Here is a 21,675-nt window from a genome sequence, read left to right as displayed (position 1 = left end):
GAAACAAAAAGAGCCGCAATTGCGGCTCTTTTTCATTTGAGAGAGTGACTTACTCGACGGTCACCGATTTTGCCAGGTTGCGCGGCTGGTCCACGTCGGTGCCCTTGATCAGGGCAACGTGGTAGGAGAGCAGCTGCAGCGGCACGGTATAGACGATGGGGGCGATCACCTCTTCCACATGGTTGAGGTTCGTGACCCGCATGGTCTCGTCGCTATTGAAGCCGGTATCGGCATCGGCGAACACGTAGAGGATACCGCCACGGGCGCGCACCTCTTCCACGTTGGACTTGAGCTTCTCCAGCAGATCGTTGTTCGGCGCCACCACAATGATGGGCATCTCGGCATCGATCAGCGCCAGCGGGCCATGCTTCAGTTCACCAGCGGCGTAGGCTTCGGCGTGGATGTAGGATATCTCTTTGAGCTTGAGCGCCCCTTCCATGGCGATGGGGTACTGGCTGCCACGGCCGAGGAACAGGCTGTGCTGCTTGTCGGCAAACTCTTCGGCCAGGGTTTCGATATCCTTGGCCAGCGCCAGACTCTCTTTAATACGCACCGGCAGGGCTTGCAGCGCCTTGACCAGTTCGGCTTCGGCAGCCGCGCTCAGGTGGCCACGGCAGTGACCGACCGAGGCCACCAGCATCAGCAGGCCAGCCAGCTGGGTGGTGAATGCCTTGGTGGAGGCCACACCAATTTCTGCCCCCGCGCGAGTCATAAAGGCCAGATCCGATTCACGCACCAGCGAAGAGCCCGGCACGTTGCAGATAGCCAGCGAGCTCATGTAGCCGGATTCCTTGGCCAGACGCAGCGCCGCCAGGGTATCGGCGGTCTCGCCGCTCTGGGAGAGGGTCACCAGCAGGCTGTTGGGGCGCACTACCGATTTGCGATAGCGGAACTCGGAGGCGATCTCCACATCGCAGGAGACGCCAGCGATCTCTTCGAACCAGTAGCGGGCCACCATGCCGGAGTGATAGGAGGTACCGCAGGCAACGATCTGCACGTGCTCGACCTTGTCAAAGATGGCGCGCGCGCCGTTGCCGAACGATTCGACCACCACGTGATCGCTGCCCAGACGCCCTTCCAGGGTGTTGGTGATCGCTTTGGGTTGCTCGTGGATCTCTTTGAGCATGTAGTGACGGTATTCGCCCTTGTCACCGGCATCGTGGGAGAGTTCGGACTCCTGCTCTTCACGCACCACGGCGTTGCCGTTGGTATCGAAGATCTGTACATCGCGACGGGTCACTTCGGCCACATCACCCTCTTCCAGGAAGATGAAACGACGGGTCACCGGCAGCAGCGCCATCTGATCGGAGGCGATAAAGTTCTCGCCGATACCGCGGCCGATCACCAGCGGTGAACCGGAGCGGGCCACCACCACGCGGCTGTCGTCGCGGCTGTCCATCACCACGGTACCGTAGGCACCGCGCAGCTGCTTCACCGCAGTCTGCATGGCGGCCAGCAGGCTACCGGCGCTCTTCAGCTCGTGATGAACCAGATGGGCAATCACTTCGGTATCGGTGTCGGAGCTGAACACATAGCCCAGCGCCTTCAACTCTTCCCGCAGCTCTTCGTGGTTCTCGATGATGCCGTTGTGCACCACCACGATATGCTCGGAGACGTGAGGGTGAGCGTTGCGTTCGGAGGGCTCGCCGTGAGTGGCCCAGCGGGTATGAGCGATGCCGGTACCGCCATGGACGGACTGCTCGTCGAGCGCCTTGGCCAGCTCGGCCACCTTGCCCAGACGGCGAACCCGCTGCAACGGCTGGTTGGCGCTGAACACGGCCACACCGGCTGAGTCATAACCGCGGTACTCCAGACGGCGCAGGCCCTCTACCAGAATTTCAGCCACATCACGTTGGGCAACAGCCCCGACGATGCCACACATACACTTCTCCTTGAGATGCAAATCGTAAAGTCAGTTGGATGGTTCAGAGCTCGATGTCAGCAAGTGACCGGGGCGCAGATAAGCGTCACCCCCTGGGCTTGAATCTGTTCTCTGGCCTCGCTGGCCAGCCCCTCGTCGGTCACCAGGGTATGGATGCTCGACCAGGGAAGTTCGAGATTGGGGATCTTGCGGCCGATCTTTTCCGATTCGACCATCACAATGACCTCCCGCGACACCTCGGCCATGACCCGCGACAGGCCCACCAGCTCGTTGAAGGTGGTGGTGCCACGCTCCGGGTCGATACCGTCGGCACCGATAAAGAGCTGGTCGAAGTCGTAGGAGCGCAGCACCTGTTCCGCCACCTGCCCCTGGAAGGATTCGGAGTGAGGGTCCCAAGTGCCACCGGTCATTAACAGGGTAGGCTCATTTTCCAGCTCGCGCAGGGCTCCGGCCACATTGAGGGAGTTGGTCATCACGATGAGGCCGCGCTTGTTGCCCAGCATGGGGATCATGGCGCTGGTGGTGCTGCCGCTGTCGATGATGACGCGGTTGTGATCACGCAGCCGCTCGGCCGCCGCACGGGCAATGGCTAACTTTCGGTTCGAAACTTGTTCAGGGTTGACCTCGACCACCATCTCGCTCGGCAAAGGGACAGCACCACCGTAACGGCGCAGCAGCAGACCACCGGTCTCCAGTACCGCCAGATCTTTACGGATGGTCACTTCGGAGGTAGAAAAGTGTTTGGCGAGAGCGTCGACGCTCACTTCACCCTGCTCTTGTACTAGGGTCACTATGGTGTGACGGCGTTGTTGAGTATTACGTTTGGTCATTTTTAAGTTTCGATTCGAAAGAACATCGAAATATTAGCCCCTTTTTCGGAAAAATAAAACAGCAAATAGGATCCGATTTGGTTCGATGCCAGAATGGGGTGCCAATTTGCGACGAGGATGCCATGCAAAAGAGAGTCATCTGGCTGGTGGAGGATGAGGCCAGCATCGCCGACACCCTGATTTACGCCCTGCAGACCGACGGGTTCGAGGTGGAGTGGTTCATGCTGGGCCAACAGTTGCTGACACGACTGGAACAGACTCGACCCGACTTCCTGATCCTCGATGTGGGGCTGCCCGACATCAGCGGCTTCGAACTCTGCAAGCAGGTGAGGGCGCTGACCGATATCCCCCTGATGTTCCTCACCGCCCGCAGCGAGGAGATAGACCGGCTGATCGGGCTGGAGATCGGTGCCGACGACTATGTGGCCAAACCCTTCTCGCCACGGGAAGTGTGTGCCCGGGTGCGGGTCATCCTGCGCCGCAGCCAGCCCGTCGCCCCCCAGCCCAGCGCCCTGCTGGTACTGGATGAGGAGCGGGCCCGCATCCATTTTCGCGGCCAACCGCTGGCCCTCACCCGCTACGAATATCTGCTGCTCAAGACCCTGATGCTTGCGCCGGGCCGGGTCTACTCCCGCCAGCAGCTGATGGATCTGGTGTGGCAGGATGCGGAGGAGAGTCTGGATCGCACCGTCGATACCCACATCAAGACCATCCGCGCCAAGCTGCGCGAACATGATCCCGAGGCCAACCTGATCCTCACCCATCGCGGACTGGGCTACAGCCTGGAGCTAGCATGAGACTCGGGTTGCAACTGCTGTGCGGCCTGCTACTGATCTTCGCGCTGGCCGCCTGGTTCGTGCTGGAAATCTTCGTCGAGGAGATAAAACCGGGAGTGCGCAGCGCCACCGAGGATACCCTGGTAGACATGACCCAGCTGCTGGCGCCGCTGGCGCTCGATGATCTGAAAGAGGGGAATATGATGAACGGGCGGTTGGCCAGCGCCTTCGCCCGCCTCAACCAGAATCCCATCAATGCGATGATCGATGGCCACCTCAAGCAGCAGGCGGAGTACCGCATCTATGTCACTGACCAGAAGGGTATGGTGATTTACGACTCCGACGGTACAGATCTGGGCAAGGACTATTCCCGCTGGAACGATGTCTACCGCACCCTGCGCGGCCAGTATGGCGCCCGCAGCACCCGCACCGATCCCGAGGATGCCGCCAGCTCGACCATGTATGTGGCGGCGCCGCTGCGGGAAGGGGCCGAGATCATCGGCTCCCTCACCGTCGCCAAACCGAATCGCACCCTGATGCCCGCCATTGAACGGGGGGAACAGGAGCTGCTGCGGGCCGGCGGCCAGATGCTGCTCATCTCGCTGCTGATCGGCAGCCTGCTGGTGTGGTGGCTCAACCGCGCCATCGGCAAGCTGGTGCACTACGCCGACTCGGTCAGCAAGGGGGAGGCGGCACCGCTGCCGCAGTTGCACACCGTCGAGCTGGATCGGCTCGGCCGCTCGCTGGAGACCATGCGCCACCAGCTCGATGGCAAAAGCTACATCGAAGCCTATGTTCACAGCCTGACCCACGAGCTGAAGAGCCCGCTGGCCGCCATTCGCGGGGCAGGGGAGATTTTGGCCGAAGCGCCGCCCCCCGAAGTTGCCAAACGCTTTATCGGCAACATCAATCTGGAAACCGCCCGCATGCAGCAGCTGATCGAGCGAATGCTGCAACTCGCGCGGCTGGAGTCGGGGCAGGGGCTGGATCGCCAGTCGGTGGAACCGGCAAAACTGGGCAAGCGCACCCTCGACGCCCGCCAGATCATCGCCCAGCGCCGTCAGGTCGAGTTGGTGGCCGAGCTGGCCAGCGCGCCGAAACAGAAGTGGGATCCGCTGCTGGTGGAGCAGGCCATCGGCAACCTGCTGGATAACGCTATCGACTTCTCTCCCGCCAACGGGCAAGTCACCCTGAGCGGCAGCCAGCAGGAGGAGGGCTACTGTTTTCGGGTCACCGACAGCGGCCCTGGCATCCCCGACTACGCCCTGCCGCGCATCTTCGAGCGCTTCTACTCCCTGCCGCGCCCGGACAAGGGGAAGAGCAGTGGTCTGGGGCTCAGCTTCGCCCATGAAGTAGCCCACCAGCATGGCGGTCGTCTGACCCTGAGCAACCGGCCGGAAGGGGGCGCGCTGGCGGAACTCTGGCTGCCGTTCGCCTAGCCCCCCCCCCCGCAACTTCACATTCCCCACACAAAGCGGCATTAGACTGCCGCTTTCTCTCATCCATTTGCTCAAGGAAATGCTATGTCCCGCCTGCTTCTCTCCAGCCTGCTGGCTGCCGGTCTGCTCGCAGCCCTGCCTGCCTCCGCCGCCAGCGGCTGCTTTCTCTATGCTGACGGCAACGGCCAGACCCTCTCCAGTGAAGGGGACTGCTCCAGCCAGCTGCCGCCCGCGTCCACCTTCAAGATCCCGTTGGCGCTGATGGGTTACGACAGTGGCTATCTGGTGGATGAAGAGCATCCGGCACTGCCCTACAAGCCGAACTACGATGGCTGGCTGCCCGCCTGGCGCGAAACCACTACCCCACGCCGCTGGGAAACCTACTCGGTGGTCTGGTTCTCCCAGCAGATCACCGAATGGCTGGGGATGGAGCGCTTCCAGCAATATGTCGACCGCTTCGACTACGGCAATCGGGATCTCTCCGGCAATCCGGGCAAACATGACGGCCTGACCCAGGCCTGGCTCAGCTCCAGCCTCGCCATCAGTCCGGAGGAGCAGGCCCGCTTCCTCGGCAAGATGGTGAGCGGCAAGCTGCCGGTCTCGGCGCAGACCCTGCAGTACACCGCCAATATCCTCAAGGTGAGCGAGATCGACGGCTGGCAGATCCACGGCAAGACCGGCATGGGCTACCCGAAAAAGCTGGATGGCAGCCTCAACCGCGATCAGCAGATCGGCTGGTTCGTCGGCTGGGCCAGCAAACCGGGCAAGCAACTGATCTTCGTCCATACCGTGGTGCAAAAGCCCGGCAAGCAGTTCGCCTCCCTCAAGGCGAAAGAGGAGGTGCTGGCCGCCCTGCCTGCACAACTTAAAAAGCAGTGAGATCGCTGCCCGCCAGATAAACCCCGATAACCACGGTCAGCCCACCAGCGACGGGCTGACCGCCATTCGTAAACGAGACAAACATGAAATTATTTCTATTGCTGCTCTGGCTTCCGGCCAGCATGGCGTTGGCTGCCTGTGATCTCTCCGACCGCCTGACGCGGCAGGGAGAAGTCATCCATGATCGGCTAAACCACCTCGAATGGCAGGCGTGCAGCCTAGGCAGCCAGTGGCAGGAGGGGAAAGGGTGCGTGGGCACACCGGCCCTGCTGACACTGCTTGAAGCCAAGGATGAAGCAGCCCGCCTTGGCGAGGGGTGGCGACTCCCCAGCATCGAGGAGCTCTTCACCCTGCTCGACGAAGATTGCCGGGCGCCAATGACAGACCCGCGTTTCTTCTCCGATATCCATGACAACGGGGAAAATGCAGCCCCCTACTGGACCTCCAGCTCCATCGAGGAGATGCCGGAACTGGTCTACTACATCGACTTTATACACGGGCTCATCGACGGCCATACCGATCGTTTCGCGCAAGCCGCTCGGTTGGTGCGCTCCCACCCCTGAACAATCCCACGGCGCCTGATGGCGCCGTTTTTCAACAGTTCACCGCCACTTCACACAAGCCCATCACCACTTCACGCCGGACTGACAGACTCACTCCATCCAACAAGGAGACGTGTCATGGTCAAACAGATATTCACCCACAAGATATTTCTGCTGCTGTTGCTCAGCCTGTTGTTGATGGTGCCGGTGCAATCCATCATGGAGCTGAACCGGGAGCGTCAGGCTTACCGCAATCAGGCCATTCACAGCATCATGGCCAGCAGCAGCGGCCCGCAACGACTGATGGGGCCCATTATCGTGCAGCCCTATACCCGTTCGGTGACGGTCGAGCAGGAGGGCAAGCGCTTCGTCCGTCAGGAGCAGATCTACCGCTACCTGCTGCCGGAGCAACTGGATATCAGGGCCAACATGGAGGTCACCCCGCGCAAGCTGGGCATCTATCAGGCGCAGGTCTACCAGACCCGGCTCTCCCTCTCGGGCCGCCTGCCAACCCGGCAGAGTCTGCTGAATGACGCGACCTCACCGCTCGGTGAAACGGCCGAGCTGGTGGCGGGCAAACCCTACCTGAGCCTGGTGCTCTCCGATGCCCGCGGTATCAACAGCGTCCCCGAGCTGCAGCTCGGCACACAGCGGATCCCGTTTGCCCCCGGCGCCCGCCTCGGTGATGCGCTCGCGGGTATCCATGCCCCGATCGACAGCCTGCCGCAGCAGGATGGCACCTTCCATCTGGAGCTCAATCTACAGGGGATGAACGCCCTCGACATAGTGCCACTGGGCAAGGAGAGCACCCTGCAGCTGGCAGGCAACTGGCCCCATCCCAACTTTATCGGCGACTTTCTGCCGGGCAGTCGCACCCTGAGCCCACAAGGGTTTGAGGCCAACTGGCAAACCAGCTGGTTCGCCAGCGACATGGAGACCCACTTCAACCGGATGATGAACGGGGGCGATAGCAATCTCTCCACCTTCAGCGTCAGTCTGGTGCAGCCGGTGGATCACTATCAGCTCAACGAACGGGCGGCCAAATATGCCCTGCTCTTCATCGGCCTCACCTTTATCAGCTTCTTCATGTTCGAGCTGCTCAAGGGGCTGAGGGTCCACCCGATCCAGTACGCGCTGGTGGGTATGGGGCTGGCCATTTTCTATCTGGTGCTGCTGGCGCTGACCGAACACCTCGGCTTTGGCTGGGCCTATCTGGTGGCCGCGCTGGCCAGCGTACTGCTCAACGGCTTCTACCTCAGTCATGTGCTGGGTGGCCCGAAGCAGGGGATCGGCTTCGCGGCGCTGCTCGGGCTGGTCTATGCCATCCTCTACAGCCTGCTGCAGGCCGAAGAGATCGCCCTGCTGCTCGGCGCCCTGCTCTTGTTCGCCACCCTGACGCTGATCATGATGCTGACCCGCAAGCTCGACTGGTATCAGGTGATGGGACAACAGAGTGTCGAGTCCCGCCCAGCCGGACATGACAATGACGACTGAGGGCACAACCTCCGTCAATCTCTGACCTAGACAACAAAGGCTTCAGTCGGTTCTTCTCGAAAACAGCGGAACCGGCTGGGCCTTTGTCCGCCAATTTCCTAGCATGCAACCATGTTCCACAAGCGGACGATCACATGAAAATGCATCCGGGCAGGATCCTGCTCTATTCCGGCTTGCTATGGGCTCAGGGAGCTCTGGCCGGTACCCTCACCATTCATCCCGAACCGGTCGACGACCTCTTGCACAATCCCGGCGTCGGTATCGAGGAGTTTCACAACAGCTGGGGTCATCCCCTCTCTCTGGCTGAACATCCGATCAGCACGGTCGACTACTTCCGCTTCTACTGGAGCGAGCTGGAGCCACGGGAGGGCGAATACAACTTTGCTCTGATCGACAGGGCCATCGTTCAGGCACAGCACGCCACCCCGAAACAGTCGATTGCCCTCAGGGTCATGACCCTTGATGAGCCCTTCTCGGGCAGCAAGATCCCGGAGTGGCTTATCAACAAGGGGATTCGGGGAGAGTGGGTGAACAACCACCAGACCTTTGTGCCCGACTACAGCGACCCGCAGTTCCTCGCCCGGGCCACCCGGCTGTTCCAGGCGCTGGGAGACCATTACGATGGCAATCCGGCGCTGAGTCATGTCGACATCGGCATGATAGGTTCATGGGGGGAGTGGCACATGAGCAACTTCCCCGGTCCGACGCTGGAACAGCGCTACAGCAGCGAGCAGCTCAAACCCTATGTTGACCTGCAGATGGCCGCTTTTCCGCGAACCCCCAAGCTGATGCTGATCAACAACCTGCCCATGTTCGAGTATGCCGTGGGCAAGGGAGCTGGCTGGCGGGCAGACTGCCTCGGCGACTGGCACCACTTCTCCCAAAGCTGGAGCCACATGCGCAATGCCTACCCGGAACGACTGGCGAGCGCCCGCGCCGATGTGGCGAACTTTGATTACAGCTGGCAGAGGGCTCCGGTCAGTTTCGAGGTGTGCGGCAAGCTGAGCGAGTGGCCAGGCCAGCAGCAGTACACCATGGAGGAGGTCAAGGCCACCTTTGACTGGGCGCTGGCCCAACACGCCTCCACCATCAATCTCAAGTCGGATCCGGTTCCCCCCCAATATCGACCCATCGTCGACAATGCCCTGCGCAAGCTGGGCTATCGCATCGTGCTGGACCAGCTGACCCTAAAGGGAACCATGAAGCCGGGGGCTACCCTTACCCTCAACGGCAAATGGCACAACGACGGGGTAGCGCCGGCCTATCGCAACTGGCCGCTCACTTACCGGCTGGTCAACGAGGAAGGCCTGGTCGGCGCCATGCTGGTGACCCGCAACGACATGACCCGCTGGATCCCGGGCAGCAAGGCTACCACTCGCGACAGCCTGACCCTACCGGGCCGGATGGCACGCGGTCACTACTATCTCGAGCTGGCCTTCATCGGTCAGGACAAGCAGCCCGCACTGCAGCTCGGTATTGCAGGCCTGGAAGAGAGTGGCTGGTATCGTCTGGCCGAGATCGACATCCAGTAACGCAAGAGGGCTCCCGCAGGAGCCCTCTTTCATCACATCAGCACGCTCTTTTTGAACAGATCCCACACCCCGAACGAGAAGTGCTTGAAGATGTCGATGCCAAGGGCCGACTTCACCAGATAGAGCAGCAGCACCATGCCGCAGATCCCCAGAAGCAACAGCAGGGTAGTCAGCAGCACCTTGAGGTGAAAGCGAAAGCCGCTTTCCCGCCCGCGATGACGGCGATCCCGTCCCATCAACACCACCAGATAGCAGCGCCAGCGACCGATGCCGAAGGCGCTGTTGACGTTGATGGCGTGCGACTTGCCATCACTCATCAGCCGCAGCGCCTTCTCGATACCGTCGCGCTGAGTTTCACTCAGGCTCTCGGCCACCTCGGGGGAGAGAGCACGGTAGAAGCGGTCGATCGCCCCCTGCGGTTTCTGCGGTAATTGGCTCATTGGTTTTCTCCTGCGGGTATGCCCAGAGCCTTGCGGTAGACCGCCATAGTCTGGCCGGCGATCCGCTGCCAGTCATACCGCTGCAGATAGTCGCTGTAATCGACCTTGCCGCGAGTCAACTGGGCGTTGAGTCGCTCTGCCAGCGCACTCACATCGCCGACCGGAAAATAACACTCCTGTTGCAGTGCCACCGCCAGATTGGCGGGAATGTCGCTCACCACCACCGGCAGGGAAAAGGAGAGCGCCTCCAGCAGGGCTATCGGCAACCCCTCGTGATAAGAGGGCATGGCAAACAGGGTAGCCTGTGAAAAGACGCTGATCAGCGCCTCGCCATTGAGGAAACCGGTACGGATCACCCCCGGTGTTTCATCCGCTATGCGCTGCAGGCGCTCGCTGTAGGGGGTCGGGTGATCCGTATCCCCCACCAGCACCAGCGGCAGCTCGGTATCGAGCTGGCGGTAGGCGGCGATGAGATCGTGCAGCCCCTTCTCTTCGACGAAGCGGCCCACCGCCACCAGATAGTTGCCAGCGGTCAGCCCGAAACGGGCCAGCGTCAGCTCCCTCTTGTCCGCTGCCGGCAGCTCGACCCGTTTCACCCCGTTGTAGATGAGGTGGGCATCCTGGCGATCGTACTGGCGGCGGATCGCCTCGTTGATCACTTCGGAGATGACGATCACCTCGCTGGCATAGCGTACCGCCCAGCGCTCGCCAAGGCGCAACACCCACTTGGCCAGCGCCCCCCACTTCTGGCGGTCATAGTCGGGGCCGTGATGGGTAAAGACCACCCGCTTGCCAAGCAACCTCAGCAGCGGCACCACCAGCCCCGGGCCGATGGCATGGACATGCACCAGATCGCAGGCATGGCTGCGGCAGTAAAAAGCCGCGAGCAGAGAGTGGAGGATTGCTTCCAGTGACTTCTTTTTGGGGGCGGGCAACGCCTTGAGAGCCACGCCCTCAAACTCGCCGCTTCGGTAATTCACATAGGGGGCGCGAGCCAGCACGGTCGCCGCCACTTCGAACTGGCGGTGCAACTCCGGATAGAGGGACTGACAATGGGTTTCGACACCGCCCAGTACATGGGGGATCCCCCGGGTACCGAGCACGGTCACACTAATCTGCTTCATGATCTTCTCGAATGATTCTGGCGGGATTGCCCGCAACAACGGCGCGAGCCGGGACGGAACGAGTGACGACGGTGCCGGCACCGACACAGGCATGATCACCAATGGCGATGGCCCCGATAACGATGGCGCCGGTGCCGAACTCGACCCCGTCCCCCACGCTGGGTGAGAGAAGCTGACCGCTCTGACGATCTGGCTTGTTGCCCAGGGTGCAGTTGTGGCGCAGGATGCAGTCACGCCCCATCTGCACACTGTCGCCGATGACAATATTCTGCGGGTGATAGAGGCGCAGACCCCAACCCAGCCGGGCTCTTGGCGAGATATCGAGGCCGCACAGCAGCTTGAATCCCTTGAGCAGCAACAAGCAGGGCAACCTCATAAAGCGGCCTCCCTGTGCCAGCCGGTAGCAGAGCAGGAACAGGCGCGCCGTCTTGCTCGGATTGAGTGCCAGTTCGGCTTTCAGATCGTGCCAGAAACTCATCTCTGCTCCTCCAGCAACGACTGGTAGAGCGCCAGCAGGGCTTGCTGGTGGCTGGCGAGGGAGTAACTGTCGATCAACCGCTGACGGGCCGAACGCCCCATGGCCGCCGTCTGCTCCGGCTCGGCCACCAGCCTGTCCATGCAGCGGGCCAGCTCGTCGGCATTACCCGCCTCGAACAGCAAGCCATCGAGACCGTCGCGGATCTGCTCCGGAATCCCGCCAATTCGAGCCCCGATCACCGGTTTGCCATAGGCCATCGCCTCCAGTACCGACATGGAGCAGTTCTCGTACCACTCGGACGGCACCACCACTGCCTTGGCGTGACGCAGCAGATCGAGCAACGCTTCCCCCTGCTTGAACCCCAGCAGTTCGGCATTGGGATAATGCTGCCCGAGGTGCGCCTGCAGCGGGCCACCGCCCACAATTTTGAGACCCGCCGGCCGCGTCATGCACTGATGGGCACGGGCAAGCGTCTCGACCCCTTTCTCGGCCATCAGGCGCCCGAGGAACAGAAAGTACCCACGATCCTCTCCACTTTCGCGGCTCGACTCGACATCTATGCCATTGAGGATCACCTCGATGCGGGAAGCGGGCAGCCGGGTACGAAGCATCCCGGCCATGAAGGCGCTCGGCGCCACCAATGCATCGACCTGCTCATAGTTGCGGCACCACTGCTGCCAGGCCGCCTCGGCAGAGAGCAGCAGGCTCTTGCCCCATGACCCCTCCTGCCACTGATGGCGAAATAGCTTGAGCCAGGAACCCTCGATCCGGGTCAGATCGAACGGCTCGCCATCGACCAGCATGCTGTAGTTGGGACAGGCCACCTTGTAGTCGTGGGCTGTCAGCACCGTCTTGCAGCCCAGGGATTTGGCCACCCGGATGATCGCCGGGGTGAGCTGGTGGTAGATGTTGTGAAAGTGAACGATATCGGGCCGCTCTGCACGGATAAGCTCCGCCAGCCGATCACAGGCCTCCTGATTGTGGATGAAGCGAACGGCGATCTTCAGCCGATCGAAGAGCCCGTGCCGCTGGTGATAATCGACGTTGGCCGGAAAGTAGCCGCTTTGGGGCGAGGGGAGGTTATCCGGATGCTGCATGGCAAAGTCGATCACCTGATGACCCGCCTGACGCACCATCTCCCGCTCCTGAAAGAGGACGGTCTCGGCACCTCCCTTCATGAAAAAGAACTTGTTGGCAAAGAGCACCTTCACGGCAATGACTCCTGGAGCAGACGATGGGCGGGCGCCTCGCGCGCAGAGCGCTGGGGCAACAGCAGGCCGCGCACCAGCCCGGCTGCATAGATGGAGAGGTTCATGACACTGCGCAGGGCATCTTGCAGGGAGCGGTTCTTCAACCACTTGAGAGCGATGAAGCCACACAGCGGTGTCAGCGCCAGCAACGGCAACCAGAACGGCAGTCCGACTACGAAAAGCAGCACGCAGAACAGGAGTGTCAGCAGGTAGAGTCCGAACAGCAGCTCGGAGCGGATCACCGACAGCACCTCGCGAAAATAGGGCTGCCCCCACGCCGAGCGCACCAGCTCGCCGCTGGCAAACAGATACCCCATGCGCCAGCGGTAACGGATCAGGGCAAGGGAGTCCATGGTGTGGGAGGTGTGAAAGAAGAAGGGGACATCGAGCCGCTCCAGCCGATAGCCCGCCTGACGCAGCCGGATACCCAGCTCCGCCTCTTCGTAACCGTGCAGGTTGCGATTGGTGAGATAGCCGATCTGCTCGATGGCGCTGCGTCGAAACAGGCCGCCACCACACAGCCAGCGCGACTCGCCCAGCGGATAGATCTGGTTGATGCGCTGCTTGCGCGACTTGAACTCATAGCTGTGGGCATCATCCATCTCGGCCCGCCCGGCCACGCCACCGCAATCGGGGTGGGAGTGCATGTGCGCAAGGGCGGCCGGCACAAACTCCGGCTCCAGCTTCATGTCGCCATCGAGCAGCAGCAGGAACTCCCCTTCGCTGAAGAGGTAGCCAAGCTGTGGCCCCACGCCGCAACAGCGATCGGCCGGGTCGGTCAGGCTCACCACAGTCACCCCCAGCTGGCAGGCAATCGCCTGGGTGCGGTCGGTCGAGAGACTATCCGCCACGATAATCTGGTGGGAGTAGTCGGCCAGAGCGCTCCTGATGCTGGCTATGGTGTCGGCAATCACTGCCTCCTCGTTGTAGGTCTTGATGATGACGGAGATAAGGGGGGATGGAGTCATGACACCTCACAAGAGCTGGTGGCCTGCCGAACCGAAGAACGGATCACCAGGGCGGCACCCAGCACGAAATAGAAGAGGAACTGCTGCACCGGGATCAGCATCAGCAGCTGGCTGTAAGGCAAGCTCAGCAGGCAGGCGATCCCGAACGCGATGAAAGCAGGTTGGTAGCTGAGCAGACGCACATCAGCCGTGCTCAGCAGCTGACGATCCAGCAACGGATGGGGACGGCAGCACCAGAGCAACAGAACGATCAGCACGATGAAGATCAGGGTGCCCATCAGTCCCACCTCCCACAGCAACACGCTGAGGGAAGTGGAGTCGAGCAGCACGTTGAACAGGGGGTTGAGAAAACCGGGCAGGGTGCTGCCATGGTTAGTGGTGTTGAGGCCATAACCAAACAGCAGATTGCTGAGACCGTGGTGATCACCGTTGCTGGCCCAGAAAAAGAGCGTCGTCACCCGCCCCAGCTCGCCGGTTTCCGGGTTGATGTGGTTGGGATCGAAGATATAGTCGAGGGAGTCGATAAACAGCGCAATGGCCCCCTGTTGCCCGGCCCCCTCGAACGCGGATGAGTAGGAGGCAGCCAGCACCAGAACGGCCACTGCCACCAGCGCCGTCATCGCCAGCGCAATCAGCAGCAGACGCTTGAGGTCATAGCTCTTCATCCCCCTGACATAGCTTGGCGAGAGCCAGACCCAGGCCAGCAGCAAGGGGGACAACAGGATGACGAACTTCACCTCGGCCAGCACGCAGATGGCAAAGGCGGCAAGAATGTGAAAAGCAACCGAACGACGCGAAATGAGGCCATGGCGAAACTCGGATAGCTTGATCAGCATCACCAGCAGACAGAAGAAGCCGAGAGCACCGGTATTGCCGCCCCCCATGGGATCCCCCCCGAAGGTGCCGACCACCGAGTCCCACTTTTCAAACTCGCCACGCAGTGCCACTCGTTTCGGCACCACCACCAGCACCTGAAACAGCACCACCGGGATCTGCAGGTAGAAGACCCACTCCACCAGCTTCATGATGCGGTAAATCTGTGACTCGCGGCAGAAGCCCAGTAACAGGCAGGGGAGCAGCAGAGAGAGCGCCAGCTCGTTCTTGAAACCGATGATAGTCACCATGCCCCCCTGCTGAAGCAGGGTGCCCAGCAGCGCCAGCACCAGCAAGCCACTGTAGAGCAGCAGCAGCACCTTCCCCTGATAGTCGAGCCGCAACGGGCTGTAACGCGTCTGCAACGGCAGCAACATCAAGGTGGCAATCGCCAGCAGGAAGGGCAGCCAGAGGAAGGCTGTAATACCGGTGACGTACTGGGCCAGGCCGCAGATCACCAGCGACAACAGCAGATTGGCCTGCATGATAAAGGCACTGTTCACTGTGCCAGCTCCATCCGCCCCTGCAACTCTGCAGCCCGGCGGTTGACCCGCAAAAAGACGAAGCCGTAGCGCACCGCAGTCAGCAAAGAAAAGGCCAGCACACAAAGCTCGTACTCCTGTTGCAGCCAGGGCAACAGCACGAAGGCGATCACCACGACCAGCAGCTGCTCAAGCTGGATCCGCAAAAAGTAGCGGGGCGAGCCGAACACCAGCTCGATTACGGTCAGCGGGCAGATGGCTACCGCAGTAAACACATAAGGCAACATGTAGCGGGAAGTATCGATGGAGGCGATCCACTCCGCATTGAAGAACCACTTCATTACCAGCGGATAGCAGATGAGGATCCCGAGGGTGGCTGCACTGCCCATCGCCAGCAGCAGCAGCTTCACCTTGCGAAACTCCTCTCCGTTGAAACGGCGCTGGCGAAAATCCTCCGACCATCGCGAGAAGATGGAGTGGCGGATAGCGTTGCCGACAATCACCACGGGCGCCAGACAGAAGCGGTTGACCACGGCAAAGTAGCCCGCCACCAGAGGGGAAAACCAGAAGTTGATCAGCACGGTTGGCAGATTGGCCGTCACCATCGCCAGCACTTCGGCACTGCCGACACCAGCCAGATGCGCTTTATGGCGGGAGAAGAAGTGCAGCAGGCGGTGCGGGGAAGCCTCCCTCAGCATGGAACTGTGCCAGGCAAAGGCAGACCACAACCAGCCTCCGATCACCAGCAGCAACAGACAGGCCCATAACTGATAAAAGTGCACCATGTCAGGGGCAAGCAGCAGGCAGAGCAGCACCACGGCAGAGGCCGAGATACGCTGCAGACCGAGCCGCTGGTAGTGACCGGCCCGCAGAGCCAGATTCTCGGCGATGAGGATCAGCCCGTGGGTCACGGTCAGCAGGTAGAGCGGCCAGAGCGGCAGCGAGAAAAAGCAGACCACCACCAGCACATAGGGAATGGGGAGCAGCCAGACCTGCAACAGGGAAAAGATCAGGTTGCCGGGCAGCTCGGCCTCCTCCAGCTTGGGCAACAGCAGTTGCGAGGCAAAGGTGGCAAGTTGGGCACCGATCAGCACCAGACTGTAGCTGAGGGCATAGAGCCCGACCGCAGCCATGTCGAACTTGTGCGAAAGTGACCAGACCGAGAGCGCCCCGATCAGCAGGGATAGCACGGAAGCACCACCTATGGTGGTGATGCTGCGCAGCAGTTTCATAGTACGCCCCGGGTGGGAGCACCACAGAATCTCAGGTTCTCAGCCCCTTCCAGATCCCGCTCGGCGACCTGGGTCAGCACAGTCCCCAGCACCGCCACTCTGGCATCCCGCAGCTGTGTCATCACGCTCAGCACCCGGCTGGCCGGCAGTTGCCCGGATTGAACCACATGAATGGCACCATCCAGCGGTTGCCCCAGCAGTAAAGCATCCTTGCCGACCTCCAGCGCAGGAGTGTCCACTATGATGCGGTCAAACTGCCCGGCAAGGGTTGCCAGCAGTTCGCTCCAGCGCGGGGAACCAAGCAGTGCCAGCGGGGAAGATACCGGCTGACCAGCAGGCAGCAGGGTCAATCCCTCTTTTGGCACCAGACAGGCAGCCAAGTCGGCTTCGCCCGAGAGCAGCTCGGCTAACCCCGGTCTGGCTTCCTGCCCCAGCAACTGGCGACCGAGGGCGCCCCGGCGCAAATCCCCATCCACCAGCAGCACCCGCTCATGGCGGGCAAAGCTGGCGGCGCAAAGTGCCGCCAGCGTCGACTTGCCCTCACCAGCACGGGTCGAGGTGATCATGATGCGCTGCAGCTGACCCGACTCCAGCCGCATAATGGCGTAGAGATCATCTGCACTGGCTCCCACTCTGGGATTGACCGCCCCCACCCGCAGCAGGGCACTCTGATCCTGCAAGGCTGCCAGCCGCGGGATTTCGCCAAGCACCCGCCCACCGAGCTGGGAGACCAGCTGGCTCAGACGATCCAGGGTATTGCGCAGTGCTCCGGCAGTGATAACGGCCAGCACGGCAACCATGCCCGCCATGATCACCACCATCAGCAGAAACAGCATCTTGTTTGGCTTGGCGGGCAACAAGGGCACCGATGCAGCATCGTAGAGGATGGCATTCGACTCGTGCAACTGAGCGTTCAGGCGGGTCTCTTCCTGACGGCGGAACAGCTCGTTATAGAGCTGACGGGTCTTGTCGATATTGTTCTTCAGATTGTTGTACTCATCCTTCTTGACTGCCAGCGAGGAGAACTCCCGCTTCTTCTCGTCAAGCTGGGTGAGATACTCCTGCTCCTTGCGCTGGCTGCTCTGGTAGCGATCCTCGATACCGTCGGCAATCTCCCGCATCAGCTGGTTTGACTGGGTATTGAGCGCCTTGATGCGCGCTTCGGCCTGCAGAATACGGTCATGCTTGGGGCCATAACGCTTGGCCAGCTCGGAGAGCTCCTGCTGGGCCTTGATGAGGGCGATGCGCAGATCCTGCATCTGGGGATGGTTGGAGACCTCGGGCAGGGAGGCCAGCGCCGCCGGATTGCGGCCGTACTCCTGAATGGACTGGAATTCGGCCTGCGCCGCCAGCCGCCGCTCGCGGGCATCCGCGTACTTGTTGGTGATGATGCCGAGCTCTTCGGTTTGCAAACCATCTACGCCGCGAAACGTCAGCAGATCATTGCGGGCAAGAAAATCGCCGAGCTGCTTCTCCTGCTTCTCCAGACTGGCCTTTATCTCGACCAACCGGCTCTGGTTCCAGTGCGATGCCGTGGTGTTGGCATCGACCCGCTCCTCCACATTGAGATCGATGTAGGTCTGGGCCACCTCATTGGCGACGCTGGCGGCCAGCTCGGGAGAGCGGGATTCGAACCCGATGCTGACCAGCTGGGTATCGTGCACCGGCGAAATAGAAAGATGTTTAGCCAGATACTCCATTGCGTGCTGGTTGCGTGAGGAGGCATCCTCCTGATGTCCGGCACTCCAGAATCCCTTGATGCGGCTCAGCCAGCTGTCCGGATTGGGCTGCCCGTTGAATTCCGGCAACTCGGCCAAGCCCAGATGAGTGACCACCTTCTCTGCCACCCGGCGTGACTTGAGCAGCTCGAACTGGGTGTTGTAGTACTCGCGGCGGCTGGTATCGACCCGATAGACGGGCTCGATAGGTGAAGCGCTGTTGGCATCAGCCTTCAGCAGCAGGGTCGCACTGGACTGGTAGTAGGGTGGCATGCTGAGGATAAAGGGGGCTGCCACAAGGGTCACCACGGCGGCAAACAACACCACCTTCCACCAGTTTGCCTTGAGCACCCGCCAGGGGCCGCTGAAATCGAGGCGGCTCTCTAGCGCACGGCCATTTTCAACCAACAATGAAGTCATGAAGAGCGTCCTGGATCAGAAGAAACTTTGTTCGATGGTGATGATGTCGCCGGGATTGAGTTGCCGTTGCAGGCTCACCTCTTCCAGCAACTGATCGCTGCCATTGAGGCGCAGGCTGATATCCCGTCTAGCGGCGCGATCGGTGAAACCACCCGCCAGCGCGACGGCCTTCTCCACCGTCAGGCCGGGCTGGTATTCGTAGCCACCCGGGTGAGCCACCTCGCCAGCTACAAACACCTGACGAAAAGTGGTCACGTTGACCGTCACCATGGGGTCGAGCAGCACGCCGTGCTTGAGCCCTCTGGTCAGCAGCTCGGCCACCTCAGTGGTGGTGTGGCCCATCAGCAGCACCTGACCCAGATAGGGGTAATTGACCTGGCCACTGGTATCAACCTTGAACTTCATCGACAGATCCGGCTCGCCATACACCCGGATTTCAACCTCGTCACCCGGCGCAAGCCGGTAGGCGGAATCGTTGCCTTGCGAACCCTGACCAGCCCAGACCGACAGGCTGAACAACCAGCCAAGCAGAAGCACCATCACGCTTTTGTTCATGTTAAATGGCTACCTTGAGTGAAAGAGAAAGCTGTTGTTTGTCGTAACCGAGGGCACGGCCATAGCACTTGCCGCCGATGTCGATGGGCTGTCCGGCAAAGCTGGAACCGGAGTCGGCCTGCTGGTAGTGGAGCCCCAGATTGACGGAGGGACGAATGTCGTAGCTGATGCCCATGCCCCAGCGATGGATATCGTCCTGACGGTGGCGGTTGTCGTTACCACAGACCACCGACTGGTGATAATCATCCCGGATATCGTGATAGGAGAGCGTGGTCGCCACTCCGGGTGACCAGTGGTGCTGCCACTCGGCGCCATATAGCTGGCTGCTGACATAGCCGCCGTCACCACCCGGATCACGAATGGTGCGGCTGGAGATCAGCGCAAGCTTGCTGTAATCGAGCGGTTGCCACTCCAGGCGCAGATCCCAGTTCAGCCCTTTGAAACTCTCCGCCTGAGGATCATTGACGAAACGCTTGTAGATCCCGCCGATATTGGCATCGATCCGGGTCTTGCCAGTCAGCTGGCTCATCACCCCGGTGATAAGAAAAAACTCGTCGGAATCCTTGTGCGGATTGGCCGGGTAGCGTCGCAGATTGGTCTGCAGGGTGTAACGAAAACGGCTGACATGACTCACCTGATCGAACAGCTCGACAATAGCGGTGTTCTCCTGCCACTCCTGCTCGGCCATATAGCGTTCAAAGTCATGCTGGTAGAGGTGCTTGTCGAGATAGCCCAGATCCTTGTGGGAGAGCGCCAGCTCCAGCTTGCCTCTGGCATCGGGAGCGCCGTAACTGTAACGGCCACCCACTTCGCTGCGTTTGAACCGCAGCGGCTCATTTATCTGAAACCTGCCAAATGTGCCATCACCACAGAGCGCACGACCTTCCTTCTCATCAGCGTCGCTGGGACAGGGAGAAGTATCTCCCCGCAACATAAAGCCTTCGGTCAGCCCCTCGCCACGCGCCTCATGGCCCAGCCGATACTGGTACATCAGTTTGAAGGCGTTGCGCAGGGAGAAACGCCAGCTGCCGTCAAACTGGAACTGGTGATCGGCATAGTCATCGGCATGACTGCTGTCATAGCGACGATAGTCACCCAGATAGCTGAACTGATAGCGATCCAGACCGCGTTCGCCCACCATGCGAAATTCCGGGGTGATCCCGATGAAATCTGAGCCTATCGCCTGACTACTGTCGCGCAGCCACAATAGGTTGCTGTCGTGACCATAACGATTCTCCACATCGGTCTGGATCTCCAGACCAAGCGGCCCCTGATGGGATACGGGAGAAACCTCGGCACGGACTGAAAGAGAGGGGGAGAGCAGCACTCCGGCGCAAATGAGGCTAGTAAGCGGATGCACCGACAAACCCCTTGAATACTGTCAGGAAAATGATTTTTAAATCCAGTCCGAGCGACCAGTACTGGATGTACTTGAGATCGAACTTGACCCGCATCTCCATCTTGTCGAGGGTGTCGGTTTCACCACGAAATCCATTTATCTGGGCCAGCCCGGTAATCCCCGGTTTCACCTTGTGGCGCAGCATGTAACGCTCCACCAGTGAGCGGTACTGCTCGTTGTGCGCCACGGCATGGGGGCGCGGCCCAACGATCGACATGGAACCCTGAATCACATTGAAAAACTGCGGCAGCTCATCCAGCGAGGTACGACGCAAAAACGCACCGAATGGCGTCACTCTGGGATCGCCTCTGGTTGCCTGAGTCACCACGGAATCATTCTCCATGACGCGCATGGAGCGGAATTTCCAGACCTGGATCCGTTTCCCCCCCAGGCCGTAGCGATCCTGCTTGAAGAGCACAGGTCCGGGTGAAGAGAGACGCACCCCGAGTGCCACCAGCGCCATGACCGGAGAGATGAGCAGCAGGATGAGTGAACCCAGCACCAGATCTTCAATCCGTTTGAGCAGGGCGGCGCCCCCTTCAAACGGGGAATCGAAAAAGCTGAAGGTATAGATATCGCCCACCCGATCGATGTGGGATACGGTCAGACCGTACTCGTAGAAATCGGGTACCAGATAGGTATCGACCGTGGTATCGGAGAGTTCGTAGAGGTAGTGATTTATGCGCTCCCGGGCAGTCAGGGGCAGCGCCAGATAGACTTCGTCGACCAGCCCTTTGCGGGCCAGCTCGAGCAGTTCGTCGACATCACCCAACAGAGGACTGCGAGTCGGGTAACCGAAGCGCTCTTCGCTGCGGGCATCGAAAAATCCGAGCATCTGGATAGCGTGACGCGGACTCTCCCACAGGGATTTCTCCAGCGCCAGTCCAGCCGGAGTCACGCCAATGATGGCCACACGACGACAACAGGAAGCACCGCTGAACCAGAGGGTCACCAGTCGGTACAGCACCCGATAGCTGGTAGAAATAAGACAGGCCATGGCAAGCCAGAGCACAGCCAGCTCCAGCGGGAAAGGGTGGTAGGGTTTAAAGATGGGAACCAGATAGACCAGCAGGTAGAGCAGGGTAGCTGTTACCAACCAGGAGAAGATGAGGCGCAGCAGAGACTGCGCCAGATGTTTACGAACCCGGCTGCAATAGAGCCCGGTATTCTGGGAAACCAGAAAGAAGACCACCATGCCCAGCGTGGCCAGTGACATCTCGTCCAACCCATGAAACAAACCAAAGTGCCGCGAAAGCAGCACCATTGAGACTGAAATTCCCACCAGATCGACAAAGCGGGAAAACAGACTGTGGCTCGCGTCTGCGAGCTTGATGATTCGTTTGTTCATGGGTCGCCTTCATA

At 60.7% G+C, this 21,675-nt stretch carries 19 protein-coding genes; 6 read left to right on the top strand and 13 right to left on the bottom strand.

Annotation, left to right across the window (positions count from 1 at the left end; translation table 11 throughout):
* Nucleotides 1-49: 49 nt before the first annotated feature.
* Complete coding sequence (gene glmS / locus OKC42_RS20015; RefSeq protein ID WP_270820742.1) at nucleotides 50-1,882, bottom strand: glutamine--fructose-6-phosphate transaminase (isomerizing); 1,833 nt, start codon at nucleotides 1,880-1,882, stop codon at nucleotides 50-52.
* Nucleotides 1,883-1,938: 56 nt separating this feature from the next.
* Nucleotides 1,939-2,712 carry a DeoR/GlpR family DNA-binding transcription regulator gene (locus OKC42_RS20010; protein ID WP_005355851.1) on the bottom strand — a complete coding sequence of 258 codons (774 nt, stop codon included), beginning with the start codon at nucleotides 2,710-2,712 and terminating at the stop codon, nucleotides 1,939-1,941.
* 122 nt (nucleotides 2,713-2,834) lie between these two features.
* Here OKC42_RS20010 and blrA point away from each other — a divergent pair, with 122 nt between their 5' ends.
* The 6 genes from blrA to OKC42_RS19980 all read left to right on the top strand — a co-directional run bounded on the left by blrA (nucleotide 2,835) and on the right by OKC42_RS19980 (nucleotide 9,374).
* Nucleotides 2,835-3,509 carry a beta-lactam response regulator transcription factor BlrA gene (gene blrA / locus OKC42_RS20005; RefSeq protein WP_013724228.1) on the top strand — a complete coding sequence of 225 codons (675 nt, stop codon included), beginning with the start codon at nucleotides 2,835-2,837 and terminating at the stop codon, nucleotides 3,507-3,509.
* A complete protein-coding gene (gene blrB / locus OKC42_RS20000) occupies nucleotides 3,506-4,927 on the top strand; it encodes a beta-lactam sensor histidine kinase BlrB (RefSeq protein ID WP_270820741.1) in 1,422 nt (473 codons plus the stop codon). The genes blrA and blrB overlap by 4 nt, the downstream gene beginning before the upstream one ends.
* Before the next feature lie 84 nt (nucleotides 4,928-5,011).
* On the top strand, nucleotides 5,012-5,806 hold the full coding sequence (blaOXA, locus tag OKC42_RS19995) for an OXA-12 family class D beta-lactamase (protein ID WP_181270121.1): 795 nt from the start codon (nucleotides 5,012-5,014) through the stop codon (nucleotides 5,804-5,806).
* An 83-nt stretch (nucleotides 5,807-5,889) separates the two neighbouring features.
* The gene (locus tag OKC42_RS19990; protein WP_144716045.1) at nucleotides 5,890-6,369 is read left to right on the top strand and encodes an Lcl C-terminal domain-containing protein; all 480 of its coding nucleotides are present in this window, start codon (nucleotides 5,890-5,892) and stop codon (nucleotides 6,367-6,369) included.
* Between the two features lie 117 nt (nucleotides 6,370-6,486).
* Complete coding sequence (gene creD / locus OKC42_RS19985; protein WP_270820738.1) at nucleotides 6,487-7,842, top strand: cell envelope integrity protein CreD; 1,356 nt, start codon at nucleotides 6,487-6,489, stop codon at nucleotides 7,840-7,842.
* Nucleotides 7,843-7,976: 134 nt separating this feature from the next.
* Entirely contained in the window at nucleotides 7,977-9,374 is a 1,398-nt protein-coding gene (locus tag OKC42_RS19980) for a DUF4832 domain-containing protein (RefSeq protein ID WP_270820737.1), read from the top strand.
* A 32-nt stretch (nucleotides 9,375-9,406) separates the two neighbouring features.
* On the opposite strand, the gene OKC42_RS19975 is transcribed toward OKC42_RS19980, so the two are convergent.
* The 11 genes from OKC42_RS19975 to OKC42_RS19925 are packed head-to-tail and all read right to left on the bottom strand — an operon-like array spanning nucleotide 9,407 to nucleotide 21,661.
* Nucleotides 9,407-9,814 carry a hypothetical protein gene (locus tag OKC42_RS19975; protein WP_236375844.1) on the bottom strand — a complete coding sequence of 136 codons (408 nt, stop codon included), beginning with the start codon at nucleotides 9,812-9,814 and terminating at the stop codon, nucleotides 9,407-9,409.
* Entirely contained in the window at nucleotides 9,811-10,938 is a 1,128-nt protein-coding gene (locus OKC42_RS19970) for a glycosyltransferase family 4 protein (RefSeq protein WP_270820733.1), read from the bottom strand. Before OKC42_RS19970 ends, OKC42_RS19975 begins: the two co-directional genes overlap by 4 nt.
* Nucleotides 10,925-11,416 carry a serine acetyltransferase gene (locus OKC42_RS19965; RefSeq protein ID WP_270820732.1) on the bottom strand — a complete coding sequence of 164 codons (492 nt, stop codon included), beginning with the start codon at nucleotides 11,414-11,416 and terminating at the stop codon, nucleotides 10,925-10,927. The genes OKC42_RS19970 and OKC42_RS19965 overlap by 14 nt, the downstream gene beginning before the upstream one ends.
* Nucleotides 11,413-12,627, bottom strand: coding sequence for a glycosyltransferase family 4 protein (locus tag OKC42_RS19960; RefSeq protein WP_270820730.1), 1,215 nt, complete (start codon nucleotides 12,625-12,627; stop codon nucleotides 11,413-11,415). The genes OKC42_RS19965 and OKC42_RS19960 overlap by 4 nt, the downstream gene beginning before the upstream one ends.
* Nucleotides 12,624-13,634, bottom strand: coding sequence for a glycosyltransferase family 2 protein (locus OKC42_RS19955; RefSeq protein WP_270820728.1), 1,011 nt, complete (start codon nucleotides 13,632-13,634; stop codon nucleotides 12,624-12,626). The genes OKC42_RS19960 and OKC42_RS19955 overlap by 4 nt, the downstream gene beginning before the upstream one ends.
* Nucleotides 13,631-15,010: a capsular biosynthesis protein gene (locus tag OKC42_RS19950; protein ID WP_270820726.1), complete on the bottom strand. Its 1,380-nt coding sequence runs from the start codon at nucleotides 15,008-15,010 to the stop codon at nucleotides 13,631-13,633. Before OKC42_RS19950 ends, OKC42_RS19955 begins: the two co-directional genes overlap by 4 nt.
* Nucleotides 15,007-16,221, bottom strand: coding sequence for a lipopolysaccharide biosynthesis protein (locus OKC42_RS19945; RefSeq protein WP_270820725.1), 1,215 nt, complete (start codon nucleotides 16,219-16,221; stop codon nucleotides 15,007-15,009). Before OKC42_RS19945 ends, OKC42_RS19950 begins: the two co-directional genes overlap by 4 nt.
* Complete coding sequence (locus tag OKC42_RS19940) at nucleotides 16,218-18,359, bottom strand: GumC family protein (RefSeq protein WP_270820723.1); 2,142 nt, start codon at nucleotides 18,357-18,359, stop codon at nucleotides 16,218-16,220. Before OKC42_RS19940 ends, OKC42_RS19945 begins: the two co-directional genes overlap by 4 nt.
* Before the next feature lie 15 nt (nucleotides 18,360-18,374).
* The gene (locus OKC42_RS19935; protein WP_205125260.1) at nucleotides 18,375-18,914 is read right to left on the bottom strand and encodes a polysaccharide biosynthesis/export family protein; all 540 of its coding nucleotides are present in this window, start codon (nucleotides 18,912-18,914) and stop codon (nucleotides 18,375-18,377) included.
* Between the two features lies 1 nt (nucleotide 18,915).
* Nucleotides 18,916-20,274, bottom strand: a complete 1,359-nt coding sequence (locus OKC42_RS19930) for an outer membrane beta-barrel protein (RefSeq protein ID WP_236272333.1) — start codon at nucleotides 20,272-20,274, stop codon at nucleotides 18,916-18,918.
* A complete protein-coding gene (locus OKC42_RS19925) occupies nucleotides 20,258-21,661 on the bottom strand; it encodes an undecaprenyl-phosphate glucose phosphotransferase (protein WP_236272334.1) in 1,404 nt (467 codons plus the stop codon). The genes OKC42_RS19930 and OKC42_RS19925 overlap by 17 nt, the downstream gene beginning before the upstream one ends.
* Nucleotides 21,662-21,675 lie beyond the last annotated feature (14 nt).

This window comes from Aeromonas sp. Y311-2 (assembly GCF_027706025.1).
Lineage (GTDB): Bacteria > Pseudomonadota > Gammaproteobacteria > Enterobacterales > Aeromonadaceae > Aeromonas > Aeromonas veronii.
This window is presented reverse-complemented; position numbering and strand designations above follow the sequence as displayed.